Source organism: Actinomadura sp. NPDC023710 (assembly GCF_040639875.1).
Classification (GTDB): Bacteria; Actinomycetota; Actinomycetes; order Streptosporangiales; family Streptosporangiaceae; genus Spirillospora; species Spirillospora citrea.
This window is the reverse complement of sequence record NZ_JBFAGB010000049.1, coordinates 16,028-42,441: the sequence shown is the minus strand read 5'-3', so window position 1 is coordinate 42,441 and position 26,414 is coordinate 16,028. Positions and strand designations below refer to the sequence as shown.

Sequence of the window (26,414 nt, the reverse complement as noted above, 5' to 3'; positions counted from 1 at the left end):
ATTCGGCGCCCTATCAGACCCCCGCCGAGGGCCCCTGCCGCCGGGTCAGAGAGCCGAGTTGTCGATCTCGCGGATGATCTGGCCGCCGAGTTCGCGCTGGATGAGGGCCATCCCGCCCATCTCGGCCTCGGTGCCCTCGGCGTCGGCGTCGCCCTCCGGGTCGACCTCCTCGCTCTCGTCCACGGGAGAGGGTTCGGGCGGCGGCGGGGGCTCGTCCGGCGGCGGCGGAGGCGGCTCCGGGGACCGGTCGGCCCTCGGCGCGGACGGTGGCGCGGACGGTTGCGCGGACGGCTGGAAGGGCGGCCGCGGCTGCGGTGCCGGGTTCGGTGTGGCCGCCCCACCGAACCCCGCGCTAGGGCCCGGCCTTCCCCCTGGGGGAGACCCGCCGGACGCTCCGCCGACGACGGTCTCTATCCGCCAGTCGACGCCCATCCGCTCCTTGAAGACCTCGCGCAGGACGGCGTCGCGGCCGCCGTTGACGAAGCCGAGGCGGCGTCCCTCCGCGTCGAAGCCGAGGGTGAGGACCTTGCCGTCGAGGGAGATCGGCTGCACCCCGGACATGATGACCATCCAGGTGGCGCGGCTCTTCTGCTTGACGGCCTCGACGACGTCCGGCCAGAGCCGCTGGATGGTGGAGAAGTCGGCCCCTCCGCCTCCTCCGCTGGACGCGGCGGGTGCCGGCGGCGCGCTGGAGGGCGCGGGTGCTGCGCTGGGGGCGGGGCGCGCGTTGGCTGGCGCCGCCGTGGGGCGGGCAGCCGTGGGCTGGGCGGCCGGAGACTGGGGGGCTGCGGCCGGTGCGGCAGCGCGGTTATCCACAGAACCGGATTCCGCGGGCGCCGTACGGGGGGTGGGGTTGACACTGGAAGTGGGGTCGGCCCCCCGGGAGGGAGGGGACTGGGTTCCGGGCGTTTGAGAACCCTCGTCACGGGACGCCGGCGCCCCTGGCTGCTCCGACGCCCCCTGCGTCGGCTGCCCGGACGTCCCTTGCGTCGCACCGCCCTGCCCGGACGTTCCGGGCGCCGCGCCGGCCTGCCCCGAAGATCCTTGAGCGGGGCCTCCCTGACCTGCGCCGCCCTGGCCCGGGCCACCCTGGCCAGGGGCCGGAGCCGGAGCCGCGAAGGCCTGCGCCAGAGGGTCACCGCCCTGGCCGCCCCCGAATCCGGCCTGGCCACCGCCGAAACCGCCCTGGCCGGCCTGGCGTTCCAGACGGTCGAGGCGGGCGAACATGGACGATTCGTCCTCGTACGCCGCCGGCAGCAGGATCCGGGCGCAGATCAGTTCCAGCAGCAGCCGCGGGGACGTGGCGCCCCGCATCTCGGTGAGCCCGGTGTGCAGCAGGTCGGCGGCGCGCGTCAGCTCTCCGGGCCCCATCGAGGACGCCTGGCGCCGCATCTGCTCCAGCTCGTCGGGCGGGAAGTTCAGCAGCCCCGAGGCCCCGGCCTCCGGGACGTTCGACAGGATCACCAGGTCGCGGAGGCGTTCCAGCAGGTCGGCGGTGAAGCGGCGCGGGTCCTGGCCGCTCTCGATCACCCGGTCGATGGCGGCGAACACTGCGGCGCCGTTCCGGGAGGCGAAGGCGGCGACGACCTCGTCCAGCAGCGCGGAATCGGTGTAGCCGAGCAGCGACACGGCCCGCGCGTACGTGATGCCCTTCTCGTCCGACCCCGCGAGGAGCTGGTCCAGGATCGAGAGCGTGTCGCGCGCGGAACCGGCCCCGGCCCGGACGGCCAACGGCAGCGCGGACGTCTCGTACGGGACGTCCTCGCTCTTCAGGATCTCCTCGACGAGGTCCTGGAGGACGCCCGGCGGGATCAGCCGGAACGGGTAGTGGTGGGTCCGGGACCGGATCGTCCCGATGACCTTCTCCGGCTCGGTCGTCGCGAACACGAACTTCAGGTGCGGCGGCGGCTCCTCGACGAGCTTCAGCAGCGCGTTGAAGCCCTCGCGGGTGACCATGTGCGCCTCGTCGATGATGTACACCTTGAAGCGCGCCGCGACCGGGGCGAAGAAGGCCCGCTCCCGCAGGTCGCGGGCATCGTCCACACCACCGTGGGACGCGGCGTCGATCTCGATCACGTCGATGTGCCCGGACCCGGACGGTCCGAGCGCGACGCACGAGTCGCACTTGCCGCACGGGTCGGGGGTCGGCCCCTCCTCGCAGTTCAGCGAGCGGGCGAGGATCCGGGCGCTGGACGTCTTGCCGCAGCCGCGCGGACCGCTGAACAGGTACGCGTGGTTGATCCGGCCGTTGCGCAGCGCCTGCTGGAGGGGCTCGGCGACGTGTTCCTGCCCCTTCAGCTCGGCGAACGTCGCTGGCCGGTACTTGCGGTACAGAGCCAGACTCATCGGGGGTCCGCCCTCCCTCGAGAAGCAGAGCGTCAGAAGCGCCGTGTCGCCGTGGACCGGTCGTCGCGGACCGGTCGCCGTCAAACCAAGGGACCCCCCGCACACCCGCCAGAGCCTGCTTATCCTTGCTGCCTTCCGGCCCTGGGGAGGTTCACAGGGTGACGCCGTGCGAGGGGTCTGCCCAAAGTCTATGGCATCCCCGGCCCAGGAGCGCCACGCATTCGGCGTAGTCTCCGCCCATGCCCGCCTCTCCCCAGGACACGCTCCTGCACATCGCCGAACGAACCCACTGGGAATCCGCCCGGAGCACCGGCGTGGCGTACACCATGTCCACCCTGGGCCGGACCCTGGACGAGGAGGGCTTCATCCACTGCTCGTCCGATATCGCCCAGGTGGAAGGCGTCCTGGGCCGCTTCTACGGCGACGTCCCTCGCGACGACCTGGTCCTGCTCGTCATCGACGTCGCCCGCCTCGACGCGCCCGTCCGCTACGAGCCTGCCGGCGACGAGCTGTTCCCCCACGTCTACGGATCGCTCCCTGTCGACGCGATTATTGATGTCAGGTCACTGCCCGAGAACCGGTAGGATTCCCGGTGGAGGATTCGCCTAGTGGCCTAGGGCGCACGCTTGGAAAGCGTGTTGGGTTCACGCCCTCACGAGTTCGAATCTCGTATCCTCCGCCACGCTTCACCAGGCACAACACGCTGAGGGCGGCACCCAGAGGGTGTCGCCCTCAGCGTGTCTGGTCTCAGTGTCAGTCTCAATAGATCGTCACCGCTGGTGCCTTTGGGCACGGCGGCACACGCCTGCCCCGTCAGAGGGCCTTGCGCCTACGCCGCAGGTGCGGCGACGACGAAGCGGCTCGTGACGCGCGTGGGCTTCCCGTCGATCATGCCGTCCGGCGGTGTGCGCAGGGCTCCGTTTGAGGACCCCATGCCAGCAACCCGACGTCCCCGCCCGTCTCGGAACAGGCAGCGTCAAAGCCGAGCGGCCGGCTGTCCGCGCCAAGCGGATGCGAGTCGGACTCCTCCTGGTGCGGCACTGCATCGCGTAAAGGCGCGGAGCGTGGTGTCGGCCGGACAACAAGACTTCGCCTTCTCGACATCCCGCCCGAAATTGGGCATTCCACGCTATCTGAGATGGATGAATGGCGCTGGACGCGAAAGGCTATTTGGAGGCCGATTGGCCCTGGTAGATCAGTTCAGGGGACGATACGATGTCATCGGCCGAACAGTGAGAAGTGTTCGGCAAAGGCGGAGTGGAGCAGCTCGGTAGCTCGCTGGACTCATTATCCAGAGGTCGCGTGGTTCAAATCCCGTCTCCGCCACTTCCCCTCGGGCGCGTCGTCGACCGTTGTCCCAGGGTTCGGCGGTCGGCGCGGTAGCCGCCGAACCCTGGGCCCGGGTGGGAGGCACGCCGGCTTGAGACCGTGTCCTTTCCCCTGCGTGCCGGTCATTCGCCTCCGTTGTGGCCTCCCCGCCGGGTCAGGAGCGTGTCTCCAGCTCCTGTTCGATCGGCTTCACCACGATGTAACCTTGGTCTTGGTGGCGGATGGCGGAGTCGTAAAGGTGCCGCAGGACCGGCATGATGCTGTGGTAGCAGAACACCGAAGATGACACTCCGAGGATTTCCGGGGTGTTGAACAGGACGGGCATCTCCGCGAACAGGTAGGCGAGTCCTGCCTGAAGTTTCTCAGCCTCCGCTCCAGCGGAGGCCGGCGAGTCGTCGGTCCGCGACCGCAGGATGTACCGCACGTGCTCTTCGCACGCCTGCCGGAGTCGGTCGTCCGCGCTGAGGCACTCCTCGATCTGCCGCCGGGTCGCCTGATAGCTGGGCAGGTCCATGCACTCGGAGAGCGCGCGCACGCGGACCTGGGGTCCCGGGCCGCCCGCTCGCTCGACCGCCTGCCGAACGCGGCGCCGGGTGTCCCGGATGGTCCGGGTGGCACTCGAGGCGGCCTTCTGCGGGGTATAACCGGAGGCGACGTACATCGTGTCGATGTGCTGGTCGACATAGATGATGTCGATTCCGGTGAAGCGTGGCTGAGCCCATTTCACCAGGGCCGTGATGCGCTCGCGGCTGAAGTAGCTGTTCTCCGGGCTCACACCGATGAGGATATGCTCGCCCTGCTCGAACAGTCGCCGGCAGGCGGGCATGTACGGCTGCGCGTCGATCGGTATCCCTGGAGTGGTCGTACAGGAGACCGCGGGGGTGGACGAGGTCTTGTTCATCTGGGGGACCGCCAGTTCGTTGCGGAGGTTTTCGGGCGTGTTTCGAGGCTCTCCTCGGATGGGCAGGGGTGCGGTGGCGGCTTCCCGTGGAATTGTCCCGAATCGGCCTTGGTGGGGCCTGATCGCGGACCATCCCAAGGCACTCGCGCACCTGCGGATGCCCATCGCGATGTCTCGTTCACGGTGAGTAGTGTAAGGCGTGTTTGTGGAAATCGGTGGCGGCGAGCGGACTTATTAATGTGGCGGATCCGTCTCCCCTGCATTCGCTCTGTGTTGCGTCGGCCGCGCCGATTCCGGCCATCGTCGTTCGACACCGGCACGCATTTCTGCATTGGCGTTTACCTGACGCGTACCGACCTGCGCACCGCCCTGCCGGCTCTGAGCACACGGCTGCACGGGCAGCGGTCGACGGTGCCGCCGGAGGAGATTCCCTGGTCCAGCGAAATGACCCTGCAGGGGCCGCAGGTACAGACGGTCAGGGCCCGGTGCGTTGTTCGGTCCGCTGGGCGCGGACCACCGTCCAGAAGGGCATGATGACACTGCAGCGGATGGTGACGGCCTCTCCACAGTCAGAGGCCAGGGCGTGCAGCGCATCGACGCCGTAGAACTTGCGGGCGCTGATCACCCAGTCGTGCAGGAGTGGCTGCCCTCCTCCCAGGAGCAACCCCACGGGAATGCCGGTGACCAGGCACGCCGGATTGCGCCAGCCGTCGATGATCAGCAGGCGGGATGCCACCCGAGTACCCTCCCGCAAGACCGCCCGGACCGCGGTGGGAGGCAGATGATGAAGGGAGAAGGCGAACACTGCCAGATCCCATGATCCGGTCTCGGCGTCGATGCCGGTGGCGTCGATCACCGCCGTCTCCGCGCGAGGGTGGCGCCCCAGCGGTCCGGCCTGCAGGGTCTGCACGGTCCGCGCCGAGATGTCGCTGGCGGTCCAGCGGGCGGTCGGGTGCCGGGCCAGCACGTGCTCGGCCAGCCCGCCCGAGCCCGCACCGAGTTCCAGGATCCGCGGTTCGGGCAGCCCGGCGATCTCTGCCTGGATCCACCGGCCCCAGATTCGGTACAGCCCACCCAGACGCTGAAGGCGGTGCAGGCCCCGGAGCACTCGCTGTGCCTTGTCGGCCGTCTCGGGCCGGTCGAGGTATTCCAGCCGGTCCGTCTCGTACAGGCGGTCCCACCATCCGGCGCGGGGTCCTCCACGCGGCATGTCCGCCATGGGCCTCGTCGGTCCCATCGATCCACCCTTCTGCGAGTGCCTCACCAGGAGACCGGGACCTGGTCGGGACGGGTCTGCCCTAGGTCGTTGCGCCAGGGAATGTCGTGTTCGGACACTGCCAACCGGAGGCCTGGGAAGCGCTCGAACAGGGCCCGGAAGGAAATGGTGAGGTAGAGGCGGGAGAAGGCCGCACCCAGGCAGAAGTGGGGGCCCGCGCCGAAGGTGGCGGTGGCGTCGGTGGTGCGATGGATGTCGAACCTGCCCGGGTCGGGATAGTGGCGTTCGTCCCAGGTGGCTCCGAGCATCGGCGCGCAGACGCCGTCCCCTTCGACGATGCGCACTCCGTGGAGCATGACGTCTTCCGTGGCCACGCGCGGATAGCCCAAGACCCCGTTGTGGTGGAAGCGCAGCACCTCCTCGACGGCCTTGGGCCACAGCTCCGGCTGGGCAATGCACCGACCGAGTTGCTCGCGGTGCCGCAGGAGGGTGATGACTCCGGTCGCGACGGGCGAGACCAGCGGGTCGGAGCCGGTCACTAACAGGTAGCTGACAGTGCCGTGGAGCTCCTGCTCGCTGATGGTCCCGTTGCGATGCGCCCGGACGAGTGCGCTGACCGGGTCGTCGCCGCCGGGTGCTGCCTGCTTGGCGGCGATGACCTGTTCGGTGAACTCCAGAGTGGTCTTGGTGGCGGCGGCGACCTGGTCGGCATCGACGTTGAGGGCGATCTGGGTCCGGAAGGCGTGCAGATACTCCACACGGTGCTCGATCGGGATGTCCAGCAGTTCGCAGCTGACCCGCAGAGGCAGCGGCGCGGCGTAGACCTGGAGGAGGTCGGCGGGGCCGCGGCCTGAACCCATGGCCTCCAGCAGCGAGTCTGCATTCCGTTCGATCATCTGCCGATACCGCTCGACGCGGGCGGGCGTGTAGAAGGGGTTGAGGACGCGGCGGATCCGGGTGTGGTCGGGCGGGTCGAGGTTGAAGATCACGCCGGGAACGACGGTGAAGTCGGCGCCGACGAAGCGCGGAGCGCCGGGACAGGTCAGGTCTCGCGAGAAGCGGCGGTCCGTGAAGACCTGGGCGATGTCGTCCTTGCGCGTGATCATCCACACCCGGTCGCCGCTCGGCAGGGTAACGGGGCAGACGGGTCGGTTCTCGCGGGCCCAGGCCAGGACGGGCGGCGGGGTCCCGTGGGGGCCGAGGGCGAAGGGATAGCGAAGCGGGAGGTCGGGGGGAGCGTTGTCGTCCATCAGCGTCCTTTGCCGTCGGGGTGATCCGATGGTGTCGGGGGCGATCAGGGGGCGCGGCGGGGTATCCCATCCCAAGGTTATCACTTAGAGTTGTCAAGGGGATACTATACGTGAGCGAAAGGGGAGATGGGTGATCATGAGCCAGTTCGACACGCTCGCCGAGGCGTACGAGGAGACCACGCGGAGGTTCCCGTTCCGCGAGCACATCGAGGCTCACAGCCTCCTCGGCCAGATCGGGCCGCTCGACAGCCTGGCGGTTCTGGACCTCGGCTGCGGCAGTGGCGTCTACGCCCGCAGGCTCCGGCGCCTCGGCGCCGCCCGCGCGGTCGGCGTCGACGCCTCCGCCGGCATGATCGAACACGCCGAGAAGCTGGAGCGGGTCGAGCCGCTCGGTGTCCGCTACGCCGCCGCCGACGCCTCTCTCGGCCTTGGCCCGGACCTCTCCGGCGCCTTCGACCTGGTCGTCGGCGTCTACCTCACCCCCTACGCCGCGACGGCGGAGGAGCTGACCGGCATCTTCAGGACGGCCAGGCAGGCGCTCAAACCCACCGGCGGCCGGTTCGTCGCGGCGGTGCTCAATCCCGACCACGACCGAGCACCCGGCTACTACCAGCGGTACGGGTTCGACATCATCTGCGAGCCCGACGACGAGGCGGACGGCGCGCCGGTGGACCTGTCGGGGTCGATCGACGATCACGAGTTCCTGCTGCACGGCTACCGCTGGTCAAAGCCAACGCATGAGCGGGCGCTCCGGGCCGGCGGGTTCAGCGCCGCGACCTGGGTCCGTCCGACCCTGTCGGATGAGGGACGTCGGCTCCATCCGGAGGACTACTGGGCCCGCTACCTCGCCCGCCCCCACGCGCTGATCCTTGAAGCCAGCGCCTGACTACGGGTAACAACAGCCTGCCCGTGCTCCGCATCAAGGCAGCCAAGGTCTTGGGTGCGGAACCCACCCCAACGCGCGCTACGGCGCCGCTTGGAGATGCCCCAGAACGACTCCATCATGGATCGCCGAGTTCAGATTCGAGGCCGGTGCCCGACGCGGGCACCGGCCCTTCGCATGTCCGGCGGACGGCGTCACTGGCCGATCGGGGAGATCGGGCGTTCGAAGAACGTTTCCAGGACCACCGTCGCCTTCGTCCCGCTGACGCCCTGGATGTCGTACAGCCGGCGCAGGACGTCCTGGAGCCGCGCGGTCGTCGACGTCCGCACCTTGACGAGCACGGACGCGCTGCCCGCGACGACATGGGCCTCCTGCACCTCCGGAATGGCGGCGAACTCGGCTGCGCGGTCGCCCATCCAGACCGAGGAGTCGATCAGGGCGAAGGCCAGCACGCCCTGCCCGAGCGCGGCCGGCTCCACGTCCACGCTGGTCCGCAGGATGACGCCCCGCTCGCGCATCTTCCGGACCCGCTCGTGGACGGCCCCGGCCGACAGGCCGACCGCCGTGCCGAGCGCCGCGTAGGACCGGGTGGCGTCCTGCTGGAGGAGTTCCAGCAGCTGACGATCGATGTCATCCACGTTCCTCACAGGATGACTGTATCGCGTATGATCATCCCGAAGTAGTTCTGAACTAGATTCAGTCATGTAGGTGCGAGAGGAAACCATGCCCAAGGAAGCAGCCGACGGAATGTACGAGGTTCTGGACGAACGCTTCCGCACCGGACGTTGCTGCCATGGCGACCAGCACCTCGAACACCTGCACTCGGACGCGCGCTGGGCCGAGGGCCCCCTCTACCTGCCCGCCTGGCGGCAGCTGGTCTGGAGCGACATCCCCAACGACCGCATGCTGCGCTGGGACGAGGCGACCGGCGCCGTCTCGACGTTCCGCGCGCCGGCCGGGCACAGCAACGGCAACACCCTCGACGGGCAGGGCCGGCTGATCACTTGCGAACAGGGCAACCGGCGGGTCACCAGGACCGAGCCGGACGGCACCGTCACCGTCATCGCCGACCGCCACCAGGGCAGGCGCCTCAACAGCCCGAACGACGCGGTCGTGCGCTCCGACGGGTCGATCTGGTTCTCCGACCCCGACTTCGGCATCACCAGCGACTACGAGGGACACCGTGCCGAGAGCGAGATCGGCGCCTGCAACGTCTACCGGGCCGATCCCGCGACCGGCGAGGTCCGCCTCGTCGCGGACGGGTTCGGCGGGCCGAACGGCCTTGTGTTCTCCCTGGACGAGCGCCGCCTCTTCGTGTCCGACACCCGCGCCGCGCACATCCGCGTCTTCGACGTCCGCGCCGACGGCACGCTCTCGGACGGCGACGTCTTCGCCGCGGCCCGCGACGGCGTCGCCCGGTTCGACAACATCCGGTTGGACCGGGACGGACGGCTGTGGGCGGCGGCCCTGGAGGGCGGCGTGCACTGCTACGCCCCGGACGGCACCCTCATCGGGCGCATCCGCGTCCCCGAGCCCGTCTCCAACATCACCTTCGGCGGCCCCAAGAACAACCGCCTGTTCATCACCGCGACGACCGGCCTGTACTCGGCGGTGACCTCGGTGACCGGCCTCCCGAGAACCCCGCAAGTGATCGAGAGCTGACCCCGCCGTCCCGCTCTGGTTCTGGCCATACTTGTCTTCTGGACATCTGGAGGCGGACATGACGGTCGACCAGGAGCTGGTTCGGGCGGCTGGGCGCGTTGCCGCCGAATACAGCCAGGGGGACGAGCACACGGTGGCGGCCGCCGCTCGCGCGCGGGACGGGCGGATCGTCACCGCGATGAATGTCCACCACTTCACCGGCGGCCCGTGCGCGGAGCTGGCCGTGATCGGTGCGGCCGCCGCCCAGGGCGCCCACCAACTGGACACGGTCGTCGCGGTGGGGGACGGCGACCGCGGAGTGATGTCGCCCTGCGGACGGTGCCGGCAGATCCTCCTCGACTACTTCCCCACCATCCGCGTCATCGTGGACATGGGCGGCGGTCTGCGCGCCGTGCCCGTGACCGAATTGCTTCCCGGCGCCTACATCTGGTCTGACCACCAGTCGTGAGCGGCCGCACCCATCCCTTCGGTACTAAGTCACGGACGGATTGAGCTGGGCGGTAACTGGTTTACCGAATCCGGAAAGCAGAGTGACGCATGTTGTTGCGCGCCTTCTCCGCGCCCTGGCGAGCCCGTAGACTCGAAGGGTGATCTTTAAGGCGGTGGGTGAAGGAAGGCCCTATCCAGAGCACGGTCTCTCGTCCCGGGACTGGGCCAAGATCCCCCCTCGCCAGGTCCGCCTCGACCAGCTCGTCAGCACCAAGCGGGAGATGGATCTCCACTCGCTGCTGTCGAAGGACTCCACGTTCTACGGCGACCTGTTCCCCCACGTGGTCCAGTGGCAGGGCGAGCTCTACCTGGAGGACGGCCTGCACCGGGCGCTCCGGGCGGCGCTGCACCAGCGGCTCGTCCTGCACGCGCGCGTCCTCGACCTGGACGCCGTCGACATGTCCTGATCAGCGGGAACGGGCGGGCTCCGGTGCTCGGAGGGCCTTGGGCTCGACCAGCGGCGTCGCCGGGTGGGCCGGGCGCACGAACCCGGGGCGGGCTGCCAGGAGGCCGACCACGACCTCCGGGACCACCAGGACGAGAAGCAGGGCCAATGGCACGTTCCAGCCACCCGTGACCTCGTGCAGCACGCCGACCGCGAGCGGGCCGGTTCCGGCGAGGAGGTAGCCGCCCGTCTGCGCCATCCCCGACAGGCTCGCGGCGGCGGCCGGGGTCGGTGAGCGGAGGCTGAGCAGCGTGAAGGCCAGCGGGAACGCGCTGCCGGTGCCGATGCCGATGATCACGACCCACGTCCACCCGGGGGCGAGCAGCAGCCCGACCAGGCCGACGACCATCGTGGCCGCGACGGCGAGGACGAGGGGGCGCTGGTCGCGCAGGCGGGCCGCGAACACCGGCACCAGGAAGCCCAGCGGGATCCCGACGATCATCATGGTGGAGACCATCATCCCGGCGGTCGCGGCCGGATAGCCGGCGTCGCGCATGACCTCCGGAAGCCACGACATCAGCACGTAGAACATCAGCGACGCCAGGCCCATGAACGCGGCGACGAACCAGGCCGTCGGGGAGCGCAGCAGTGATCCTCCGGCGCGCGGGGCGGTGACCGGCGGCGTCGGGGCGCGGCGGCCGCGCAGGGCGAGCGGGCCCCATACGAGCGCCGCGACCAGCGACGGAACGGCCCAGACGGCGAGCGCGAGCCGCCAGCCCCCCGCCTCCTCCAGCGGCACCGCGAGCCCGGCGGCGATCGCACCGCTGGCCGCCATCAGCATCATCGCGAGCCCGGTCAGCGAGCCGAGGCGGGACGGGAACGCGCGCTTGATCACGGCCGGCATGAGGACGTTGCCCATCGCGATCCCCGCGCCGGCCAGGACCGTTCCGACGAACAGCGAGACCGGGGACTGCACCACCCGCAGCACGATCCCCGTCGTGATCATGACGAGGGAGCCGGCGATCGCGGTCTCGGTGCCGAACCGCCGCGCGACGACCGGCGCGACGGCCGCGAACACGCCCAGGCACAGCACCGGGAGCGTGGTGAGGACGCCGGCCTCCGCGCCCGACAGCCCGAACGCGTCGCGCAGGTCGCCGAGCACGGGCGAGATCCCCGTGATCGCGGCACGCAGGTTGATCGTCAGCAGCACCAGGCCGACGAGCGACCACACGGCCGCGGCCCGGGAACCTGGAGTCGTAGAGCTGTTCATGTCACCTTCGTTGTTCGGTCGCTTCGAGCGCAGGTTCTGCTGCGCCGAGCTGGTTCTGCTGCGTTCCGGTGCCCGTGCCCTGCCGGTCGCCGGGCACCCTGACGGCCGCCCCATGAGGTGGGCGGGTCGCGCCCCCGGTCATGGTGCGGGCTTGCGCCTACCGCGCTAGGTCTCCTGCGGAGCCGTTCCGGACAGGGGGACGGTCGAGGCGAGGATCTGGTCGAGACACGCGTGGGTCGCCTGAGTGGCGGCGTCGGCGTCGCCCGCCTCGATGGCCGCGGCGATGGGGCCGTGCGGGACGTCGGCGTGTTCGAGCAGGCTCCCGGCCGCGCCGATGCTGGCCCGGAGCGCCGCGCTGAAGTCGCGGTACAGGTCCGTCAGGACGCGGTTGTGGGTGGCCTCGACGACGGCGGTGTGGAATTCGAGGTCCGCCTCGACGAACGCCGAGTGCTCGCCCGCCGCCCATGCCGCGTCCCGGCGCGCGAGCGCGACCGCGATGGCGGCGATGTCGGCGTCCGTGCGCCGGGTGGCGGCGAGCCTGGCCGCCTCCACCTCGAACCCCCGCCGGACCTCAAGGATCTCGACGAGTTCCGCGGTCTCCAGCCGCCGCCGGACGGCCCCGGACAGCTCGCTCGTCGCGCGCACGTACGTCCCGTCGCCCTGGCGGCTCTCCAGGAGCCCCGCGTGGGTCAGCGCCCGCACCGCCTCCCGGACGGTGTTGCGCCCGACCCCGAGCGTCTCCGACAGCACCGGCTCCGGCGGGATCTTGGCGCCCACCGGCCACCCGCCTCCGGTGATCTCCCCCCTGAGCTGGTCGATCACCTGGTCGACCAGCGACGACCGCCGTGCCGTCCGCAGAGTCACCCGAACCTCCAGTCAACCAGTCATCCCATGTTTAATCATACGACATCCATGACCCTCGGTTTATTCCGGCCCCACCCCTCAGGGGTCATGGAGACGTTCGGGCAGCGCCGATCCCAGCGGTCATGGCTCCGCGATCGGCGAACGAATGCGACGGCACACCCGACGGCAGGGCGAGGCGGCACGCGTTGTCGCGGCCGCCTCGCCCTGCCCGCGAACGATCTAGTGCCGGGCGCTCAGGGCGACGCGGTTGAAGACCGACAGACCGGCCGCCTCCAGGGCCTGGCGGTAGGCGGTGGCGGCGTTGTCGGGAGATTCGATCAGTTCGTAGAGTTCGCCGAGTTCCCTGTAGAGGTGCGCCGCGGGACGTCCCTCGGGAAGTGTCGACAGTTGTTCCGAGGCGGCGCGAAGCACGACCTGGGCGGCCGTGGTGTTGCCCTGGGCCACCCGCGCGCGAGCCAGGACCAAGCGGGCCAGAACGGTCTTCTGGGTGCGGACGCCCAGCTCGTTGGCGGGCTGGAGCGCCATGGTGTGTTCGCTCGTGGGGGCGGCGAGCGCCATGCCGGTGTCGAGGAACTGTTCGAGCGCGGCGATCGCCTCGTCCAGGTCGCCGACGAGGACGAGCGCGCGGGCCTTGGCGATGGTGCCTTCGGTGGATTCGGCGTCGTCGAGACCGGTCACGTCCTGGAGGAGGGTGAGCGCCTCGTGGGCCGCTTCGCGGGTCCCTTCCTGGCGCGGGCGCTCGAACCCGTACTCACCGGACGGTGCGGCGCCGGGCGGCGCGGCGACGGAGAACGGCTCGACGCCCCTGAGCAGCGCCTTGGCTCCGGCGAGGGCGAGGCGTGCGTGGGCCTGCCTGGGGGTCGTGTCCGTGCGGGCGGCAAGGGCCTGGTCGGCGAAGTACAGGGAGTCGCCGACCGCCCCCTCGTCCAGCGCCCGCATGCTGGCCCGCTGGTAGTGGACGCTCAGCGGCTCGGCGTCCTTGGACCCATCGGGGTGCAGGAGGCGCCGCCCGAGTTCGTGGGCGCGGACCGGATCGGAGCGATCCACATAGGCGAGCAGCAGGATGCGTCCGGCCTCGGTGTACTCGTGGCCGGCGTGGAGGCCGAGCCGCTCCAGCCGTTCGAGTGCGCGCTCGCCCAGCGCGACGGCCTGCCCCAGATCGCCGACGGTGTGGTACGACCGGGCCAGCGCGATCACCGGGGGCAGCCAGCTCGCCCTGCCCGGGTCGCGCTCGGCCTGCTCGCGCAGCTCCTCGAACAGCTCGATCGCGCGGTCGGTGCGGCCCAGTTCCTCAAGGGCGCGGGCGCGGCCCAGACGGGCGCGGGCCGTGAGGTCGGGGTCGTCGCTGCGGGCGATCACCTCGTCGAACCCGGCCTCGGCCGTGGCGGGGTCGCCGCGCAGCAGCGCCAGATGGGCGTGCCGCTCCCGCACCTCGAGATGGGCGCGCTGCTCCGGCTCGACGCCCTCGGCGAGGTACTCGGGAGTACAGCCGAGACGCTCGGCCAGCATGCGCAGGACGGTCGGCGTCGGCGTGCGCTTGCCCGACTCGATCAAAGAGATGTAGCTGTCGGAAAGGTCGTGACCGGCGAGCTGTGCCTGCGACAAGCGTCTGGTCAGCCGCAGGTTGCGGACACGTTCGCCGACGTTGCCTGGACCCGGCATGTGGACTCACTTAGCGGAAGTAAACAGGCGGCTGGGGTGCCGACATGATTGCACATTGCGGGTTATCACACATCGAGAGCAAGGAAGCGGCAGGAGAAGAGACCGGCCGGAAGGCCCGCGCGAACGGCGCTTCGGTGAGATCCACCGGTTCGCGCCGGCGGGCCCTCCCGTCGATCGCGACGTCTGTCATTCGCCGACGGTATCCGACCGTCCGGGCAAGATCGCAGAGTCCGCCGATATTGATCAGCCGACCGCGCTTTCCGGCCAGTACCGGACGATCGGCCGCACGTTTCGCGAGGTTGGGACCGCTCCCAGCGGTATCGGCCGGTGCCGGACGGGTACCGCCTGCGGATCGCCGGAGCCGGGGGTCCGGCGTGCCGGTCCTGACGTGACTTACAGGGCGTCCGGGCGTCCTCAATGGTCTCAGATCACCACAGAAGCCTCATCGGCCCCCCGCGGCAACGGGAAAGCCGGGCACCGCAATGCCCGGCTTCCCTGTCAGGAACGGCGCGGAGCTAGATCTCCCCGTCGGGGTCGTCGCCCTTGGGCAGCGTGGCGGTGGGAGCGTCCTGCGCGTCGGCGTCGGAGGCGTCCTCCGCCGGACGCCGGCGCGGCGGTGGGGGCGGGGGGAGCGCCTCCTCGGGAGCCGGGTTCTTGTTCGGGAAGATCATCTCGCAGACTTCGAGGTAGAGCTGCTCGGGGTAGGGCAGGAAGGGCACGTTCGTGAGGGCCTGGTCCTGGCCGGCGGACTCCAGGACGAACTCCCCGTAGCCGAGCATGCGGCCCGCGATCGTCCGCTTGAAGCTCATGTCGGTGACCTTGGCCAGCGGCATCATCGCGACCTTGCGGGTGATGAGGCCGGTGGTGAGCAGCATCCGCTGGTTGGTGATGACGAAGTAGTCGACGGACCACTCCGCGACCCGCCACACGAACCAGGCGAGCAGGATCAGCCAGCCCCACCAGACCCAGCTGAAGACCGAGCCGCCGTTCTCGGCGAGCGTCTGGCTCAGCAGGCCCGCGAGGATGAGGCCGCCGAGCAGGAGGCCGACCGGGACCATCAGCACGGCCGGGTGGCGCCGCACCGTGATCACCTGGTTCTCGTGGGGGAGCAGGTACTTGTTGACGGACGCCGGCGCGGAGTCGCCGGGGGTCACGAGTCTCATGCCGACCTCAGGCGAGCGAGTTGACGAAAGTGGCGAGGGAGTCGGCGGCGGAGGAGATGCCCGTTGCCGCGTTCTCCACCGATTGGGCCGCGCCGTCCGGTTGCGTGATGACGTAGAACGCCACGAAGGCCATGGCGGCCCACGTGATGTACTTCTTGGCCGGCACAACTGCCTCCCGGAGCGTTGACCCACGGACCCCGGTTTCAGTTTCGCACAGCCCACACGGGCGGCAAAGCAGCGCGACTGCGCGCGGCGCCCGCCCGTGGGTCAGGGCGCGTTGTCCAGCGAGGAGCGGCGCGCCTTGCGGCGCTTCTCGGCCGCGACCGTCGCCAGCACCTCCAGATGCCGGCGCGCGATCCGCTCCACGAGGTCGGGCGGAGCCGATCCGGTCACCTCCTCGGCGCCGTAACGCGCGGCGGAGACGCACCGTTCCACCGTGTCGGCACTGTGGACCTCGTGGAATTCCTCGGTGAGCCGTTCCCCGATCTCGGTGTAGCGCGGCAGGTCGCCGTCCCCTGGGTGAGCCATCATGTGTCCCCGAAGCTCGCTCGCGCCGCCCGGTCCGTGACGGTCCCCTGTGCCGGGACGGCGGAGGGGAACGCGCGCTCGCGTTCCGTAGAGGTGGTGGTACCCCCTGCCGTCAGGAACGAACATCGCAGGTCACGTCGGGGAAACCGACTCCTGCCGGAGGGGTCAGACGACGCCGTAGAGCCGGTCCCCCGCGTCGCCGAGGCCGGGCATGATGAAGCCCTGCTCGTTGAGGTGGGAGTCGATCGCGGCCGTGACCACCTTGATGGGCGCCGAGATGTCGGTGAACGCCTGCTCCAGGTACTTCAGCCCCTCGGGCGCGGCGAGAAGGCAGAGCGCCGTGACGTCGTCGGCGCCGCGCTCGAACAGCAGCCGGATGGCGGCGGCGAGCGTCCCGCCGGTCGCGAGCATCGGGTCGAGGACGTAGCACTGCCGCCCGGACAGGTCGTCCGGCAGCCGCGTCGCGTAGGTCTGGGCCTGCAGGGTGCCCTCGTCGCGGATCATCCCGAGGAAGCCGACCTCGGCGGTGGGCAGCAGCCGCGTCATCCCGTCCAGCATTCCGAGGCCGGCGCGCAGGATCGGCACGACGAGCGGCTTCGGGCTCGCGAGCTGGACGCCCTCCGCCGGGACGAGGGGCGTCTGCACCGTGGCCTCGGCGACCCTGACGTCGCGGGTCGCCTCGTAGGCGAGCAGGGTGACCAGCTCGTCGGCCAGGCGGCGGAACGTGGGGGAGTCGGTGCGGACGTCCCTCAGGGTGGTGAGCTTGTGCGCGACGAGCGGGTGGTCGACGGCGAGGGTCTGCATGCGCTCACGGTAGCCCACCCCCGCCGGGCGGTTCGGGGCGCCAGGATAGGTCGCCGCTGAGCTGGGCAGGATGGCGGTATGAACAGCGAGAGCGATCAGCAGCCGAGCGGCTCGCGGGCCCGGGAATCCGCGCCCGATCCGCCCGCTCCCGCCTCGGCTCCCGACAGCGACCCCCCGGCCCCCGACTCCGCGGTGACCGAAGTCACAGCCGAGGGCGCCCCGCGGCGTCCCGGGCCCCAGGGCGACATCTCCCCCGAGCAGGTGCGCGAGCACCTGCGCCGCAGGGCGGTCTTCCTGCGCGAACTCGCCGAGGCCCGCGAGCTGCGCCGCCGCGTGACGCCGCACCGGTCCCGCCGCGCGCGGATCCACGCGGCACTTCGCCGCCGCACGTTCCGCATCAATTGATCCGGATCGGTTAGGTTCATGCCGCCGGGCACCGTGATCGGCGCTGACTCCCGGTCTCACCTCCGGGTGCGGCGGCGAGTTTGGTGGTGGGGCACGCGCGTGCGCGCCGCATCTGCGACCATGCCCTGGCAGGAGACGTGCCGGTGGGGTGGAAATGACGGATGTGGACGCGACGGACTTCGCCGTTGTGGTGTATCGGGAAGACGAGCGCTGGGAGGCCGAGATCCTTCCGGTCGCGCTGACCGAGGACCTCGCGGGGCTGATCCATGCCCTGCGCCAGCAGCCGAGCCTCGGCGGCACGGTCGGGCTGGTCTCGGTCGGCGACGACTTCTTCGTCGCGATCCGCCTGCTCGGCGACGAGGTCATGGTGTTCCTGTCGGACGTCACCGCCTCGGTCGACTGGCCGCTCGCCCGCCAGGTGCTGGATTACCTGGACATCCCCATCCCGGACGAGGAGGAGCTCGACCAGGTCCTCCCGGTCGGCGACATGTCGATCTTCGCCGACCTCGGGCTGGACGAGATGGAGCTCGGCGCGATCTCCGGCGACCTGGAGCTCTACCCGGACGAGATGCTCCTCAGCATCGCCGGCCGCATCGGTTTCGCCCCGGCCTTCGAACGCGCCCTCGACGCCGTCCCCTGACCCGCCCGCCGCCATGACCGGCGGTCAGCGGGGGAAACCGTTGCGCCGGGCGTAGTCGCTCAGACCCGCCCAGTCGTCGCCGGTGTGGCTGTGCTGGGGGTCGAGGCAGCCGAGGCTGATCGGGCGCTTCGCGTCGTAGCGGGGCGCGTGCGTGTCGGGCGGGTCGGTGAAGTTCAGGACCTCGGCGATGTTGCGGGCCGCGGCGTCCCGCACGGTCAGCGGCTCCAGGCCCCAGCGCCACTCGATCGCCTTCAGGACGGACGTGTGGTCGTAGACCTCGTGCGCGACGGCCCCGCGCCGCGCCCGCGGGGAGATCAGCAGGCAGGGGACGCGGAAGCCGCGCAGCCCCGTGCCGAGGTCGGGCCGCGGGTCGGGTCCCTCCGGCGGCGGGACGTGGTCGAAGAACCCGCCCCACTCGTCGTAGTTGATGACGAAAAGGGTCCGGGGCCAGTTCGGCGAGGTGACGAGCGCGGTGTAGACCTCGTTGAGGAACGCCTGGCCGAAGCGGATGTCGGCGAGCGGGTGCTCGTCCTCGGACATGCCGGGCAGGAGCAGTTCGCCGAGGAAGCCGGGCTCGACGAAACTGACCGCGGGCAGCCGCCCGTTGCGGGCGTCGGCGCGGAACTCGGCGATGTTCCGGCTGATGTCGAGGTGCCGCAGGCCCCACAGCGCGGTGAACGGCACGTCGCTGAAGTAGTACCGGCAGGAGATCCCCCTGGCCTTGAGCCGGTCCCAGATCGTGGTGGTCTCGGAGATCGTCAGCGAGTTGGAGGTCCGGTCGGTCTGCCCGGCGTGCTGGAAGATCCGGTTCGGGAACGTGGACGACATGATCGCCGGGAAGTAGCGGTCGCAGACCGTCCAGTCGAGGGCGGCGTGGCCGTGGAAGCCGAGGTCGGGGCCCTCGTAGTAGCCGATGGAGAACACGTCGTTGTCGCCGGCGCGCAGCCATCCGTCGCACTTGCCGCCGTTGTACTCGGTTCGCCCGCCCTGGTAGGAGTGGTCCGGGTCGCTGAAGCCGCACCCCCACGGCACCTTCAGGTGGTGGGTGTCGTGCGCGTTGCCGTCGGCGTCGGTGAAGGTGAGCCCGGCCTGGCGGCCGTCGGCACCGGGCAGCCAGCCCATGTAGTGGTCGAAGGACCGGTTCTCCATCATCACCACGACAATGTGGTCGATACCGGACTCTTCTGGATCGGGCAGCTCGGCGACGGGGGCGCGCCTGGCGGCGGCCGGCTCCGCCGCGTGGGCCTGGGCGGACGACCCGGAGGCGGCGCCCGCCGCGATGACCGCCGCGGCGCCCGCTGTCCCCGCCAGAAACCCGCGTCTGGTCAGTTCGTCCGCACCCATGGCACTCCTCCCGGATCGCGATCGCTGAGCAGTATGCGGACTCGCGTGAACCGGGGGAAGGACGCCGGGCGTCCGTCACCGGACAAGACGCGAAGTTTATTCACAACCGCTTCCGGGCACCCAGCCGCCGATTCCCGCGCACAGGGGGGTGTGAGCGGACAGACCGTTTGGGTCACAATGAGCACGTGTCCTACTTCGCCGCCGTGTTCGCGCAGACCCCCCAGGGCTGGGTCGGGGCCGAGGCCGTGCTCGACGAGGCGGAGAGCGTCGACGACGTCGCCGACCTGATGCGGGAGGCCGCGGTCGAGTCCTACGGCGACCCGGTCGTGCTGCTGGTCGAGCAGGACGACGACTGGTTCGCGATCGTCCGGCTCGACGGCAACGACGAGCCGCGCCCCTACATCTCCGCCGTCCGCGAGGACGGGCTCGGCTCGCTGTTCCAGCAGCTCGTCGGCGAGGTGCCGGACGGCGACGCCGCGGGCGACGCGTCCCTGCTCGAAGATCTCGGGGTCGACGCCAAGCGGCTCGGCGAGCTCGGCGAGCGCTCCCTGCCCGGCGACGCGCTCCTCGTCGTCGCCGAGCGGGCCGGATTCGGCGAGGAGTTCGACCACCTCCGTGACTGACGCGCGCGATCCGGTCGTCGCGACGTTCCGGCCGGCGATGCTCAGGGCCCTGGACGCGGCCCGCGAGGCGGCCGCGGACGGCGAGATCCCGGTCGGCGCCGTCGTCCTGGACGCGTCCGGCGAGATCATCGGAGCGGGCCGCAACGAGCGCGAGCGGACCGCCGACCCGACCGGCCACGCGGAGATCGTCGCGATGCGGCGGGCGGCGGCGGTCCTCGGCGGCTGGCGGCTGTCCGGCTGCACGCTCGTCGTGACGCTGGAGCCCTGCACGATGTGCGCGGGGGCGTCCGTCCAGGCCCGGCTGGACCGCGTGGTCTACGGCGCGGTCGACCCGAAGGCGGGCGCGGTCGGATCGCTGTGGGACGTCGTCCGCGACCGGCGCCTCAACCACCGCCCCGAGGTGATCGCCGAGGTGATGGCCGAGGAGTGCGCCGCCCCGCTTATCGAGTTCTTCGCGCGCCGCAGAGTCGGGTAGGCTCTCCCGCGGTGGTGTCGCCTAGTGGACGAGGGCGCACGCCTCGAAAGCGTGTGAAGTGCAAGCTTCCGTGGGTTCGAATCCCACCACCACCGCCACCACGAAGGCCGCCGCCCGACCCCGGGCCGGCGGCCTTCGCGCTTGCCGGGCACCCTCCAGCCCCTGGCCGGCCTTCTCTGCCTGCGAGCCCGAGAGACCTGCTCCGACCGCTCAAGGGTTGTCGACCCAGGCCTGCAATTTTATTTCACCGGTGTAGTTGGTCATGTAATTGTACAGATGGCCATTATTCGCATTACACCAGACGGTCGCCGTTTCGAGGTGCCCGGTGGAGGGCAGCGTGACCGAGCATTGCGCGAGCAGCCATTTGAGGTGGCTCGACTTCACGTAGAAGATGACGGCCGCCCCTCCCTGGCCGCCGTAGTTTCGAAAAGTTCCGCCGACGTTGCAGCCGGAATATTTGTCGCACGGTCCGCGGAACTCGATCGACACGGTCCTGAATCGCGGCGGATCCGGAGAAGCCGCAGTGGTCGGGCGATGGGCGCCACGGTTCCCTCCGGGAATGTCCACGGGCGGCGGCGCGGCGGGAGCGGATGGAGATTTCTTCGAGATCGCTTCCAGCAGGTTCACGCCGGTCAGCTCTTTGAATCCGATGAGGACGCTGATGACCGCGGCGGCGATGCCCGTCCAAGCGACGATGCGGCGGGACTCGTCCACACAGACCCCCGGGATGACAAGACACTCATCCGCCGATGCACATGGTGCGTGTCAGCACACGGAACCAATCTTATCACAAATTACGGGCAGTCCAGATTGGCCAGCGAATTAGTCCGGAATGCAGAGGGCTGCTGATTTCAAGGGGCGGTCGGCGGACAAGACTTCGCGTCCAGGTCACCTTGGCTTGATATGAGGCGGACGAAGGTTCTCAGCCGACCGTGACGAGTGCGACACCGGCCACGGCGACGGCCATGCCGACGCGTTGGACGGCCCGCAGGCGCTCGCTGTAGGCGACTCTCGCCAGCAGGACGGTGATCGCCGGGTAGAGGGACGTGAGGACGGCCGCGAGGCTGAGCATGCCGCTGTGGACCGCGAGGAAGTACAGCACGTTCGCCCCCGCGTCCAGGCTGCCGGACAGCAGCGCGAGCACGATCAGCGTCCGTCCGGACAGCTTCGGGCCCGCGTTGCCGCCGCGGGCCGCCAGGAACAGCAGCGCGACGACCACGATGGCGAGGTTGCCGAGGCGGGCGCCGACGATCGGCCAGAGCCCGGTGCCGTCCCCCGCCTCGTTCAGCAGGACGAAGAAGACACCGAAGCAGCTGCCGGACAGGCCGGCCATCACCGGACCCGAGTCCAGGAGCCGCCGCCCGCCCGAGCCCGCGGCGGGCTCCTTCTCCCCGCCGGCCTCCATGCTGACCAGGCCGATCGCGACGAGGCAGAGCAGGACGCCGAGCAGAACGGACGCGTCCAGCCGCTCGCCCTGAGCGACGCCCACGGCCACCGGGATCACGGCCGCGGCCAGCGCCGACACCGGCGCCACCACGCTCATCGGTCCCCGCGCGAGGGCCCGGTAGAACGCGATCAGCCCGCCGCCGCCGCAGAGGCCGGCCACGAACCCCCAGGCCATCGGCCCGGGGCTCACGTCCCCGCCGGTGAGCAGCGCCGACACCAGCACGACCGCCAGCCCGATCGGAACGCACCAGGTCAGCGCTCTGATCGCGGTCGACCCGCGGGTCACGGTTCCGCCGAGGAAGTCGGCGACCCCGTAGGCGAGGGCGGCGGCCAGGGCGAGAACCGTGACCATCACCGCCCGCCGATCAGCCTGGTCTCGATCCGTACCCCGGGCGAGATCGTCCGCAGCCGGTCCGCGAGGCGGTCGCCCGCCTCGGCCAGCCGGTCGAGGGGGTACGGCTCAAGGCGTTCGAGGAGGAACAGGCCGTTCTTCGTGGTCTCCGTCAGCCGCGTCCGGACGCACTGGCGCCAGTTCCAGCGCCGGCAGGTGACGCCCTGGTCGTCCCGCCAGACGACCTCGCCGGGGTTCGGGTGCTCGACCGCGGGCTCACCGCCGGCGATCACGTCGAACGGCTCGTCGCCGGTGGCTCTGACCAGCCGCGCCGGGCCCCGGTAGGCGTCCAGGTCCTCGCCGCCGATGGGCAGCGCGTACTCGACGCTCACCGCGTTGTAGGCGTCCACGACCCTGTTGATGGACGGGAGCGCGTCGGCGCGGCGCAGCAGCGCGTCCACCGAGGGCCGGGTGCGCTGCGGCTTGGCCCCGAACGCCCGGTAGGCCTCGCGCCACGCCTCGACGTGCGGATCGTCAGCGTCCGCCGCCTTCGCCGCCTCGGCCAGCCATCCCTCGCCGACCTCGTCGCTCGGACCGTTCTCCAGTCCCTCGGCGGTCATGACGAGGACGGCGAAATCGGGACGCAGCTCCCGCACGGCCTCGTCCACCACGATCCGCTCCAGCATCCGCATCCTCCGCACGGTCACTTTAATGACATCCGCGTATCATCATACCGACCGTCCGTGGCCGTCCAAAATGGTGCAACGTCCGGCCGCACGGATTCCAGTCCCGGCGGCGGACCTGACGTCTTGATCTCCTCCGGGAGGTCGTCCCACGCATCGGCGATCTCACCGCCGTCATTGAGGGTGCGGTCGAGGCGCTCGGCGGGGTCCGCGGCCCTTGGCCGGCCGCACTCCACGTGGCTGATGCCGGAGCGCGCGACGTCGGCGCGCCTCGGAGTGCGGGAGACTGGCGGGCGGCGGACCGGGACGAGGCGGCTGGAGGGCGCTTGAGCGGGCAGGAGGCGATCGGCGAGGCCGTGGCGCGGACGGTGCGGGCCCTGCGTGCCGGGCACGGATGGAGCCTGGACGAGCTCGCCGGGCGCGCGGGGGTGAGCAAGGGCGTGCTGGTCGGCCTGGAGCAGGGGCGCGGCAACCCGAACCTGGGGACGCTCATCCGGATCTCCGACGCGCTCGGGGTGCCGCTCACCCGGCTCGTGCAGGTCGAGGAGGAGCCTCCGGTGCGGATGTTCCGGCCGGAACGGCACGTCGTGCTGTGGCAGGGCGAGCGCGGCGGGACGGGAACGCTGCTGGCCGGGAGCGACCCGCGGCCGTCGCTGGAGTTGTGGAACTGGGTGCTCCAGCCCGGCGAGACGCGCGAGAGCGACGCTCACGTACCTGGCACCAAGGAGATCGTGTACGTCCAGGAGGGTGCGCTCACCCTGGGCGTGGACGGCCGAACGGACCTCATCGAGGCCGGCACGGCCGCCGTCTTCGTAGGCGACCGCCCCCACTCCTACGGCAACGCGGGGGAAGAGGAAGTCCGCTTCGTCCTAGCCGTCCTCGATCTCTGACCCCCGGCGGGGCGGACCGGCCCACAGTCCACCGCCCGCGGGGGCAGGGTGATCAGGCGGCCGGCGCGTCCCAGTCGATGTGGTGGTGGTGCACCCAGGCCGTCTTCGCCATCGCCTCGGGCTTGGCGGCCTTCTTGAGGAAGACAGGGACGACCAGGTCGCGGAGGACCCGGCCGACGAGCCCCTGCTTCTTGGTGCTGTTCATGCGGGCGCCCCACGCGGCGATGCGCTCCACCCTTTCCCGGCGCAGCCGCTCGTAGGTCTCCAGTGCCTTCGGCACGTCCTGGAGATCACGAAGGCAGCGGGCGAGCGTGACGGCGTCCTCGGCCGCGAGGGAGGCGCCCTGGCCGGACGACGGCGAGACGGCGTGGGCGGCGTCGCCGATGACGACCATCGCGTCGTTGTGCCAGGTGGGGACGTGCGGCAGGTCGTACTGGTTGGTGATGCCGAAGTCCCCGTCGGTGGCCTTGACGATCTCGGCGCCCACTGTCCGGTCGGCGGAGAGCAGCTCGACGAGCTCGGCGCGCAGCCGGTCGGTGCTCAGAGCGCGCAGCTCCGCGCGGGAACGCTCGGCGGTGCTGGGCGGATTGGCGAACCACCAGACCTCTCCCTCGGGGCTGACGGTGTAGCCGAAGAAGCACTTCCTGCCCCAGATCATGTTGTAGTCGCCGGGCTCGGCGTCGATCCGGGCGGCGCGGGTGAACCCGCCGGTGTTGCCGAGACCGCTGTAGCGCGGGTCCGGATTGGCGGGGTCGACGGCCCGGCGGACAACCGAGTGCACGCCGTCGGCTCCGACCAGGAGGTCGCCCTCCGCGGTGGTGCCGTCCTCGAAACGCGCCACGGCGCCGCGGTTGGTCCGCTCGGCGCCGACGAGCCGCTTGCCGTGCTCGATCCGCACTCCCCGCGCCACCGCTTCGCGGTAGAGGCCGTCGTAGAGGTCGGAGCGGCGGAGCGTGTGCGTGGCGGTCCCGTCGGGCAGGACCGGGCCGATCGGCAGAGCGCCAAGCGGTTTGCCGGTCCCGCTGAAGAACCTGATCTGAGCCGACGGGAAGCCGGCGGAGGTGACGACGTGGTCGGCGTCCACCGCGCGCAGCGCGTCCATTCCGTTGACCGCAACGGTCAGGTAGACGCCGTGCGCCAGCCCGGCACTGCGCTCGTACGCCTCGTAGATCACCGGTTCCAGGCCCGCCTTCGCGGCCGCTAGGGCGGCGACCGTCCCCGCCACGCCCCCGCCGGCGATGAGCATCCGCACATTGACCTCCAAGAAAGAGTATCTCTAATTAAGAGTATTCTCTTGGGCCTATGTCTCTCAAGTCAAAACGAGAGGTCTCCGGACGACCGAGAGGGCCCCCTGGTCGGGGCGCGTCAGGGGTGCCGCCGGCGCCACCGGATCGGTCCCACGGCCTCGCGCGGCACTCGCCCTCTGCGCCCTCGCCGCCCGGGCGGCGTCCAACACCTCCACGGCGGGCCACACGACCCGTCGCCTCCAGTCCAGACAGGCAGACGGCCGGAAAGGCGCCCGCACGCGCGGCGAGCGTGCGCATATGCGGGACGTGCACGGAGGACGCGTGTGAAGGTGGCCGCTGGAGAGGTTGGGGCAGGGGCCGCAGATGCTCGGGCTAGCTGGTGAGGCGGACGGGCATGGCCAGGTAGCGGTAGCCGGTGTCCGCGCCCTCGGTGGCCGCGTCGGGCTCGTCGTCCTTCTTCTCGGGGATGGCGGTGAGAAGGGCGGCCTTGGTGGGGCCGGTGCATTCGAGGCGGGCGTACTCGGTGTCGATGCCCGCCAGGCCGTCCAGCAGGTACTGGGGGGCGAACGCGATGTCGATGTCGTCGCCGTCGAGGTGGGCGCCGACGCTCTCGTTGGCGCGTGCCGAGTCGCCGGTGGCGGCGCGGATGCGGACCTCGTCGGCGGTGAAGGCCAGCCGGATCGGGGTGCCGCGCTCGGTGACGAGGGCGGCGCGCTTGATCGCCTCGACGAAGGGGGCCACCTGGATCTCGGCGACCGACGTCCAGGTGCCGGTGAGCCGGGACCGGTAGTTGATGTACTGGTCGTCGAGGAGGCGGCTGGTCATGCTGCGGCCGCCGCCGGAGATGCCGATGAGGGTGTCGGCGGTGCCGCCGAGGCCGATGGAGACGTCCGCGCCGCGCTTGATCGCCTTGGCGGTGTCGGCGAGGGTGCGGGCGGGGACGACGACGCCGGCGGTGAACTCGGGCTCCTCGGGGGACCAGGTCAGCTCGCGGGCGGCGATGCGGTACCGGTCGGTGCAGGCGAGCCACATCGTGTCGCCCTCGATGTCGATCCGGACGCCGGTGAGCATGGGCAGGGTGTCGTCGCGTCCGGCGGCCGGGCTGACCTGCGCGACGGCGGCGGCGAACAGCTCGCCGGGGACGGTGCCGGCGCGGGCGGGCGGCTCGGGGAGGGTGGGGTAGTCCTCGACGGGCAGCGTCAGGAGGCCGAACTCGGCCGGGCCGCAGCGGACGACGACCTCGGAGCCCTTGGTGAAGACGTCCACGGGCTGGTTCGGGAGGTTGCGCACGATGTCGGACAGCAGCCGCCCGGGGACGAGGACGCGGCCCGGCTCCGCCACGGCCGCCTCGTCGGTGGCGTGGGCGGACACCTCGTAGTCGAACGCGCCGAGGGTGAGCTCGCCCTGCTCGGTGACCTCGATGAGCATGCCCGCGAGGACGGGGAGCGCGGGACGCGACGGCAGCGTCCGCGCGGCCCACGCCACCGCGTCGGCGAACGTCTGGCGCTCGACTCGGAACTCCACCTTGATCAGCCCTTCTCGGGTTCGACGGCCATCACGTGCACGGTAACCCGGGGC

The 26,414-nt window shown here is 70.8% G+C and carries 27 protein-coding genes, 3 tRNA genes, 1 other RNA gene and 1 pseudogene; 13 read left to right on the top strand and 19 right to left on the bottom strand.

From position 1 onward, the window contains the following. Positions 1 to 45: 45 nt before the first annotated feature. Both AB0H37_RS38680 and ffs read right to left on the bottom strand, forming a co-directional pair. Positions 46 to 2,346 (bottom strand): DNA polymerase III subunit gamma and tau, encoded by a 2,301-nt coding sequence (locus tag AB0H37_RS38680; RefSeq protein ID WP_360617602.1) that lies wholly within the window; start codon positions 2,344 to 2,346, stop codon positions 46 to 48. An 85-nt stretch (positions 2,347 to 2,431) separates the two neighbouring features. Continuing rightward, an RNA gene (ffs, locus tag AB0H37_RS38675) (signal recognition particle sRNA small type) lies at positions 2,432 to 2,527 on the bottom strand. A gap of 58 nt (positions 2,528 to 2,585) precedes the next feature. Here ffs and AB0H37_RS38670 point away from each other — a divergent pair. From AB0H37_RS38670 to AB0H37_RS38660, 3 genes are all read left to right on the top strand, one after another. Next, on the top strand, positions 2,586 to 2,930 hold the full coding sequence (locus AB0H37_RS38670) for a DUF952 domain-containing protein (protein ID WP_360617600.1): 345 nt from the start codon (positions 2,586 to 2,588) through the stop codon (positions 2,928 to 2,930). A 10-nt stretch (positions 2,931 to 2,940) separates the two neighbouring features. After that, positions 2,941 to 3,028: transfer RNA gene (locus AB0H37_RS38665), tRNA-Ser, on the top strand. A gap of 569 nt (positions 3,029 to 3,597) precedes the next feature. Continuing rightward, positions 3,598 to 3,672 (top strand) — tRNA-Met (locus AB0H37_RS38660). Positions 3,673 to 3,829: 157 nt separating this feature from the next. Here AB0H37_RS38660 and AB0H37_RS38655 read toward each other — a convergent pair. From AB0H37_RS38655 to AB0H37_RS38645, 3 genes are all read right to left on the bottom strand, one after another. Then, positions 3,830 to 4,576, bottom strand: a complete 747-nt coding sequence (locus AB0H37_RS38655) for a tRNA-dependent cyclodipeptide synthase (RefSeq protein WP_329097470.1) — start codon at positions 4,574 to 4,576, stop codon at positions 3,830 to 3,832. 475 nt (positions 4,577 to 5,051) lie between these two features. Next, positions 5,052 to 5,795, bottom strand: a complete 744-nt coding sequence (locus AB0H37_RS38650; RefSeq protein WP_329097468.1) for a class I SAM-dependent methyltransferase — start codon at positions 5,793 to 5,795, stop codon at positions 5,052 to 5,054. A gap of 41 nt (positions 5,796 to 5,836) precedes the next feature. Then, positions 5,837 to 7,042 (bottom strand): cytochrome P450, encoded by a 1,206-nt coding sequence (locus AB0H37_RS38645; RefSeq protein ID WP_360617598.1) that lies wholly within the window; start codon positions 7,040 to 7,042, stop codon positions 5,837 to 5,839. Between the two features lie 136 nt (positions 7,043 to 7,178). Between AB0H37_RS38645 and AB0H37_RS38640 the strand changes: the two genes are divergently transcribed. Continuing rightward, positions 7,179 to 7,928, top strand: a complete 750-nt coding sequence (locus AB0H37_RS38640; RefSeq protein ID WP_329097464.1) for a class I SAM-dependent methyltransferase — start codon at positions 7,179 to 7,181, stop codon at positions 7,926 to 7,928. 191 nt (positions 7,929 to 8,119) lie between these two features. Here the strand turns inward: AB0H37_RS38640 and AB0H37_RS38635 are convergent, their stop codons facing one another. Further along, a complete protein-coding gene (locus AB0H37_RS38635) occupies positions 8,120 to 8,572 on the bottom strand; it encodes an Lrp/AsnC family transcriptional regulator (protein ID WP_229810061.1) in 453 nt (150 codons plus the stop codon). Positions 8,573 to 8,648: 76 nt separating this feature from the next. Between AB0H37_RS38635 and AB0H37_RS38630 the strand changes: the two genes are divergently transcribed. From AB0H37_RS38630 to AB0H37_RS38620, 3 genes are all read left to right on the top strand, one after another. Next, complete coding sequence (locus AB0H37_RS38630) at positions 8,649 to 9,587, top strand: SMP-30/gluconolactonase/LRE family protein (protein WP_360617596.1); 939 nt, start codon at positions 8,649 to 8,651, stop codon at positions 9,585 to 9,587. A gap of 58 nt (positions 9,588 to 9,645) precedes the next feature. Further along, the gene (locus AB0H37_RS38625; RefSeq protein WP_360617594.1) at positions 9,646 to 10,035 is read left to right on the top strand and encodes a cytidine deaminase; all 390 of its coding nucleotides are present in this window, start codon (positions 9,646 to 9,648) and stop codon (positions 10,033 to 10,035) included. 139 nt (positions 10,036 to 10,174) lie between these two features. Continuing rightward, positions 10,175 to 10,483: a type II toxin-antitoxin system VapB family antitoxin gene (locus tag AB0H37_RS38620; protein ID WP_179831370.1), complete on the top strand. Its 309-nt coding sequence runs from the start codon at positions 10,175 to 10,177 to the stop codon at positions 10,481 to 10,483. Here AB0H37_RS38620 and AB0H37_RS38615 read toward each other — a convergent pair whose 3' ends face one another. From AB0H37_RS38615 to upp, 7 genes and pseudogenes are all read right to left on the bottom strand, one after another. After that, on the bottom strand, positions 10,484 to 11,731 hold the full coding sequence (locus AB0H37_RS38615) for an MFS transporter (RefSeq protein ID WP_329097457.1): 1,248 nt from the start codon (positions 11,729 to 11,731) through the stop codon (positions 10,484 to 10,486). Positions 11,732 to 11,896: 165 nt separating this feature from the next. Further along, positions 11,897 to 12,595 carry a FadR/GntR family transcriptional regulator gene (locus AB0H37_RS38610; protein ID WP_179831372.1) on the bottom strand — a complete coding sequence of 233 codons (699 nt, stop codon included), beginning with the start codon at positions 12,593 to 12,595 and terminating at the stop codon, positions 11,897 to 11,899. A gap of 219 nt (positions 12,596 to 12,814) precedes the next feature. Then, complete coding sequence (locus AB0H37_RS38605) at positions 12,815 to 14,257, bottom strand: helix-turn-helix transcriptional regulator (protein ID WP_360617592.1); 1,443 nt, start codon at positions 14,255 to 14,257, stop codon at positions 12,815 to 12,817. A gap of 653 nt (positions 14,258 to 14,910) precedes the next feature. Then, positions 14,911 to 15,420, bottom strand: a pseudogene (locus tag AB0H37_RS38600) (PH domain-containing protein); the annotation flags it as partial. Positions 15,421 to 15,427: 7 nt separating this feature from the next. Beyond that, entirely contained in the window at positions 15,428 to 15,586 is a 159-nt protein-coding gene (locus tag AB0H37_RS38595) for a hypothetical protein (protein WP_179831314.1), read from the bottom strand. Between the two features lie 101 nt (positions 15,587 to 15,687). Continuing rightward, positions 15,688 to 15,948 carry a hypothetical protein gene (locus AB0H37_RS38590; RefSeq protein WP_179831375.1) on the bottom strand — a complete coding sequence of 87 codons (261 nt, stop codon included), beginning with the start codon at positions 15,946 to 15,948 and terminating at the stop codon, positions 15,688 to 15,690. 165 nt (positions 15,949 to 16,113) lie between these two features. Continuing rightward, positions 16,114 to 16,752 (bottom strand): uracil phosphoribosyltransferase, encoded by a 639-nt coding sequence (gene upp / locus AB0H37_RS38585; protein WP_179831376.1) that lies wholly within the window; start codon positions 16,750 to 16,752, stop codon positions 16,114 to 16,116. Between the two features lie 78 nt (positions 16,753 to 16,830). On the opposite strand from upp, the gene AB0H37_RS38580 reads away from it, so the two are divergent. Further along, entirely contained in the window at positions 16,831 to 17,157 is a 327-nt protein-coding gene (locus tag AB0H37_RS38580) for a hypothetical protein (protein WP_179831315.1), read from the top strand. A 154-nt stretch (positions 17,158 to 17,311) separates the two neighbouring features. Further along, on the top strand, positions 17,312 to 17,797 hold the full coding sequence (locus AB0H37_RS38575) for a tRNA adenosine deaminase-associated protein (RefSeq protein ID WP_179831377.1): 486 nt from the start codon (positions 17,312 to 17,314) through the stop codon (positions 17,795 to 17,797). A gap of 24 nt (positions 17,798 to 17,821) precedes the next feature. Here AB0H37_RS38575 and AB0H37_RS38570 read toward each other — a convergent pair whose 3' ends face one another. Continuing rightward, positions 17,822 to 19,141 (bottom strand): alkaline phosphatase family protein, encoded by a 1,320-nt coding sequence (locus AB0H37_RS38570; RefSeq protein ID WP_360617591.1) that lies wholly within the window; start codon positions 19,139 to 19,141, stop codon positions 17,822 to 17,824. 185 nt (positions 19,142 to 19,326) lie between these two features. On the opposite strand from AB0H37_RS38570, the gene AB0H37_RS38565 reads away from it, so the two are divergent. The 3 genes from AB0H37_RS38565 to AB0H37_RS38555 all read left to right on the top strand — a co-directional run bounded on the left by AB0H37_RS38565 (position 19,327) and on the right by AB0H37_RS38555 (position 20,337). Beyond that, positions 19,327 to 19,764, top strand: a complete 438-nt coding sequence (locus AB0H37_RS38565; protein WP_329097450.1) for a tRNA adenosine deaminase-associated protein — start codon at positions 19,327 to 19,329, stop codon at positions 19,762 to 19,764. Positions 19,765 to 19,801: 37 nt separating this feature from the next. Further along, positions 19,802 to 20,239: a tRNA adenosine(34) deaminase TadA gene (tadA, locus tag AB0H37_RS38560; RefSeq protein WP_360617627.1), complete on the top strand. Its 438-nt coding sequence runs from the start codon at positions 19,802 to 19,804 to the stop codon at positions 20,237 to 20,239. 10 nt (positions 20,240 to 20,249) lie between these two features. Continuing rightward, a tRNA-Ser gene (locus tag AB0H37_RS38555) sits at positions 20,250 to 20,337 on the top strand. Between the two features lie 112 nt (positions 20,338 to 20,449). On the opposite strand, the gene AB0H37_RS38550 is transcribed toward AB0H37_RS38555, so the two are convergent. From AB0H37_RS38550 to AB0H37_RS38540, 3 genes are all read right to left on the bottom strand, one after another. Then, complete coding sequence (locus AB0H37_RS38550; RefSeq protein ID WP_360617590.1) at positions 20,450 to 20,953, bottom strand: hypothetical protein; 504 nt, start codon at positions 20,951 to 20,953, stop codon at positions 20,450 to 20,452. A 208-nt stretch (positions 20,954 to 21,161) separates the two neighbouring features. Continuing rightward, positions 21,162 to 22,037 carry an EamA family transporter gene (locus tag AB0H37_RS38545; RefSeq protein WP_329098464.1) on the bottom strand — a complete coding sequence of 292 codons (876 nt, stop codon included), beginning with the start codon at positions 22,035 to 22,037 and terminating at the stop codon, positions 21,162 to 21,164. Then, positions 22,037 to 22,708: a phenylalanine--tRNA ligase beta subunit-related protein gene (locus tag AB0H37_RS38540; protein ID WP_229810062.1), complete on the bottom strand. Its 672-nt coding sequence runs from the start codon at positions 22,706 to 22,708 to the stop codon at positions 22,037 to 22,039. Before AB0H37_RS38540 ends, AB0H37_RS38545 begins: the two co-directional genes overlap by 1 nt. A 317-nt stretch (positions 22,709 to 23,025) precedes the next feature. Here AB0H37_RS38540 and AB0H37_RS38535 point away from each other — a divergent pair, with 317 nt between their 5' ends. Continuing rightward, the gene (locus tag AB0H37_RS38535) at positions 23,026 to 23,589 is read left to right on the top strand and encodes an XRE family transcriptional regulator (protein ID WP_360617588.1); all 564 of its coding nucleotides are present in this window, start codon (positions 23,026 to 23,028) and stop codon (positions 23,587 to 23,589) included. Positions 23,590 to 23,641: 52 nt separating this feature from the next. Here the strand turns inward: AB0H37_RS38535 and AB0H37_RS38530 are convergent, their stop codons facing one another. Next, on the bottom strand, positions 23,642 to 24,835 hold the full coding sequence (locus tag AB0H37_RS38530; protein WP_360617625.1) for an FAD-dependent monooxygenase: 1,194 nt from the start codon (positions 24,833 to 24,835) through the stop codon (positions 23,642 to 23,644). A gap of 373 nt (positions 24,836 to 25,208) precedes the next feature. Further along, a complete protein-coding gene (gene dnaN / locus AB0H37_RS38525; RefSeq protein ID WP_360617587.1) occupies positions 25,209 to 26,360 on the bottom strand; it encodes a DNA polymerase III subunit beta in 1,152 nt (383 codons plus the stop codon). Between the last annotated feature and the right edge of the window lie 54 nt (positions 26,361 to 26,414).

Excerpts from the sequence above, each read along its gene's own strand:
- AB0H37_RS38615 (WP_329097457.1), bottom strand. The coding sequence starts at position 11,731 with ATGAACAGCTCTACGACTCCAGGTTCCCGGGCCGCGGCCGTGTGGTCG.
- AB0H37_RS38645 (WP_360617598.1), bottom strand. The coding sequence starts at position 7,042 with ATGGACGACAACGCTCCCCCCGACCTCCCGCTTCGCTATCCCTTCGCC.
- AB0H37_RS38605 (WP_360617592.1), bottom strand. The coding sequence starts at position 14,257 with ATGCCGGGTCCAGGCAACGTCGGCGAACGTGTCCGCAACCTGCGGCTG.
- AB0H37_RS38640 (WP_329097464.1), top strand. The coding sequence starts at position 7,179 with ATGAGCCAGTTCGACACGCTCGCCGAGGCGTACGAGGAGACCACGCGG.
- AB0H37_RS38650 (WP_329097468.1), bottom strand. The coding sequence starts at position 5,795 with ATGGCGGACATGCCGCGTGGAGGACCCCGCGCCGGATGGTGGGACCGC.
- AB0H37_RS38655 (WP_329097470.1), bottom strand. The coding sequence starts at position 4,576 with ATGAACAAGACCTCGTCCACCCCCGCGGTCTCCTGTACGACCACTCCA.
- AB0H37_RS38680 (WP_360617602.1), bottom strand. The coding sequence starts at position 2,346 with ATGAGTCTGGCTCTGTACCGCAAGTACCGGCCAGCGACGTTCGCCGAG.
- AB0H37_RS38590 (WP_179831375.1), bottom strand. The coding sequence starts at position 15,948 with ATGGCTCACCCAGGGGACGGCGACCTGCCGCGCTACACCGAGATCGGG.
- AB0H37_RS38575 (WP_179831377.1), top strand. The coding sequence starts at position 17,312 with ATGACGGATGTGGACGCGACGGACTTCGCCGTTGTGGTGTATCGGGAA.
- AB0H37_RS38580 (WP_179831315.1), top strand. The coding sequence starts at position 16,831 with ATGAACAGCGAGAGCGATCAGCAGCCGAGCGGCTCGCGGGCCCGGGAA.
- AB0H37_RS38625 (WP_360617594.1), top strand. The coding sequence starts at position 9,646 with ATGACGGTCGACCAGGAGCTGGTTCGGGCGGCTGGGCGCGTTGCCGCC.
- tadA (WP_360617627.1), top strand. The coding sequence starts at position 19,802 with ATGCTCAGGGCCCTGGACGCGGCCCGCGAGGCGGCCGCGGACGGCGAG.
- AB0H37_RS38570 (WP_360617591.1), bottom strand. The coding sequence starts at position 19,141 with ATGGGTGCGGACGAACTGACCAGACGCGGGTTTCTGGCGGGGACAGCG.
- AB0H37_RS38630 (WP_360617596.1), top strand. The coding sequence starts at position 8,649 with ATGCCCAAGGAAGCAGCCGACGGAATGTACGAGGTTCTGGACGAACGC.
- AB0H37_RS38670 (WP_360617600.1), top strand. The coding sequence starts at position 2,586 with ATGCCCGCCTCTCCCCAGGACACGCTCCTGCACATCGCCGAACGAACC.
- upp (WP_179831376.1), bottom strand. The coding sequence starts at position 16,752 with ATGCAGACCCTCGCCGTCGACCACCCGCTCGTCGCGCACAAGCTCACC.
- AB0H37_RS38540 (WP_229810062.1), bottom strand. The coding sequence starts at position 22,708 with ATGCGGATGCTGGAGCGGATCGTGGTGGACGAGGCCGTGCGGGAGCTG.
- AB0H37_RS38545 (WP_329098464.1), bottom strand. The coding sequence starts at position 22,037 with ATGGTCACGGTTCTCGCCCTGGCCGCCGCCCTCGCCTACGGGGTCGCC.
- AB0H37_RS38530 (WP_360617625.1), bottom strand. The coding sequence starts at position 24,835 with ATGCTCATCGCCGGCGGGGGCGTGGCGGGGACGGTCGCCGCCCTAGCG.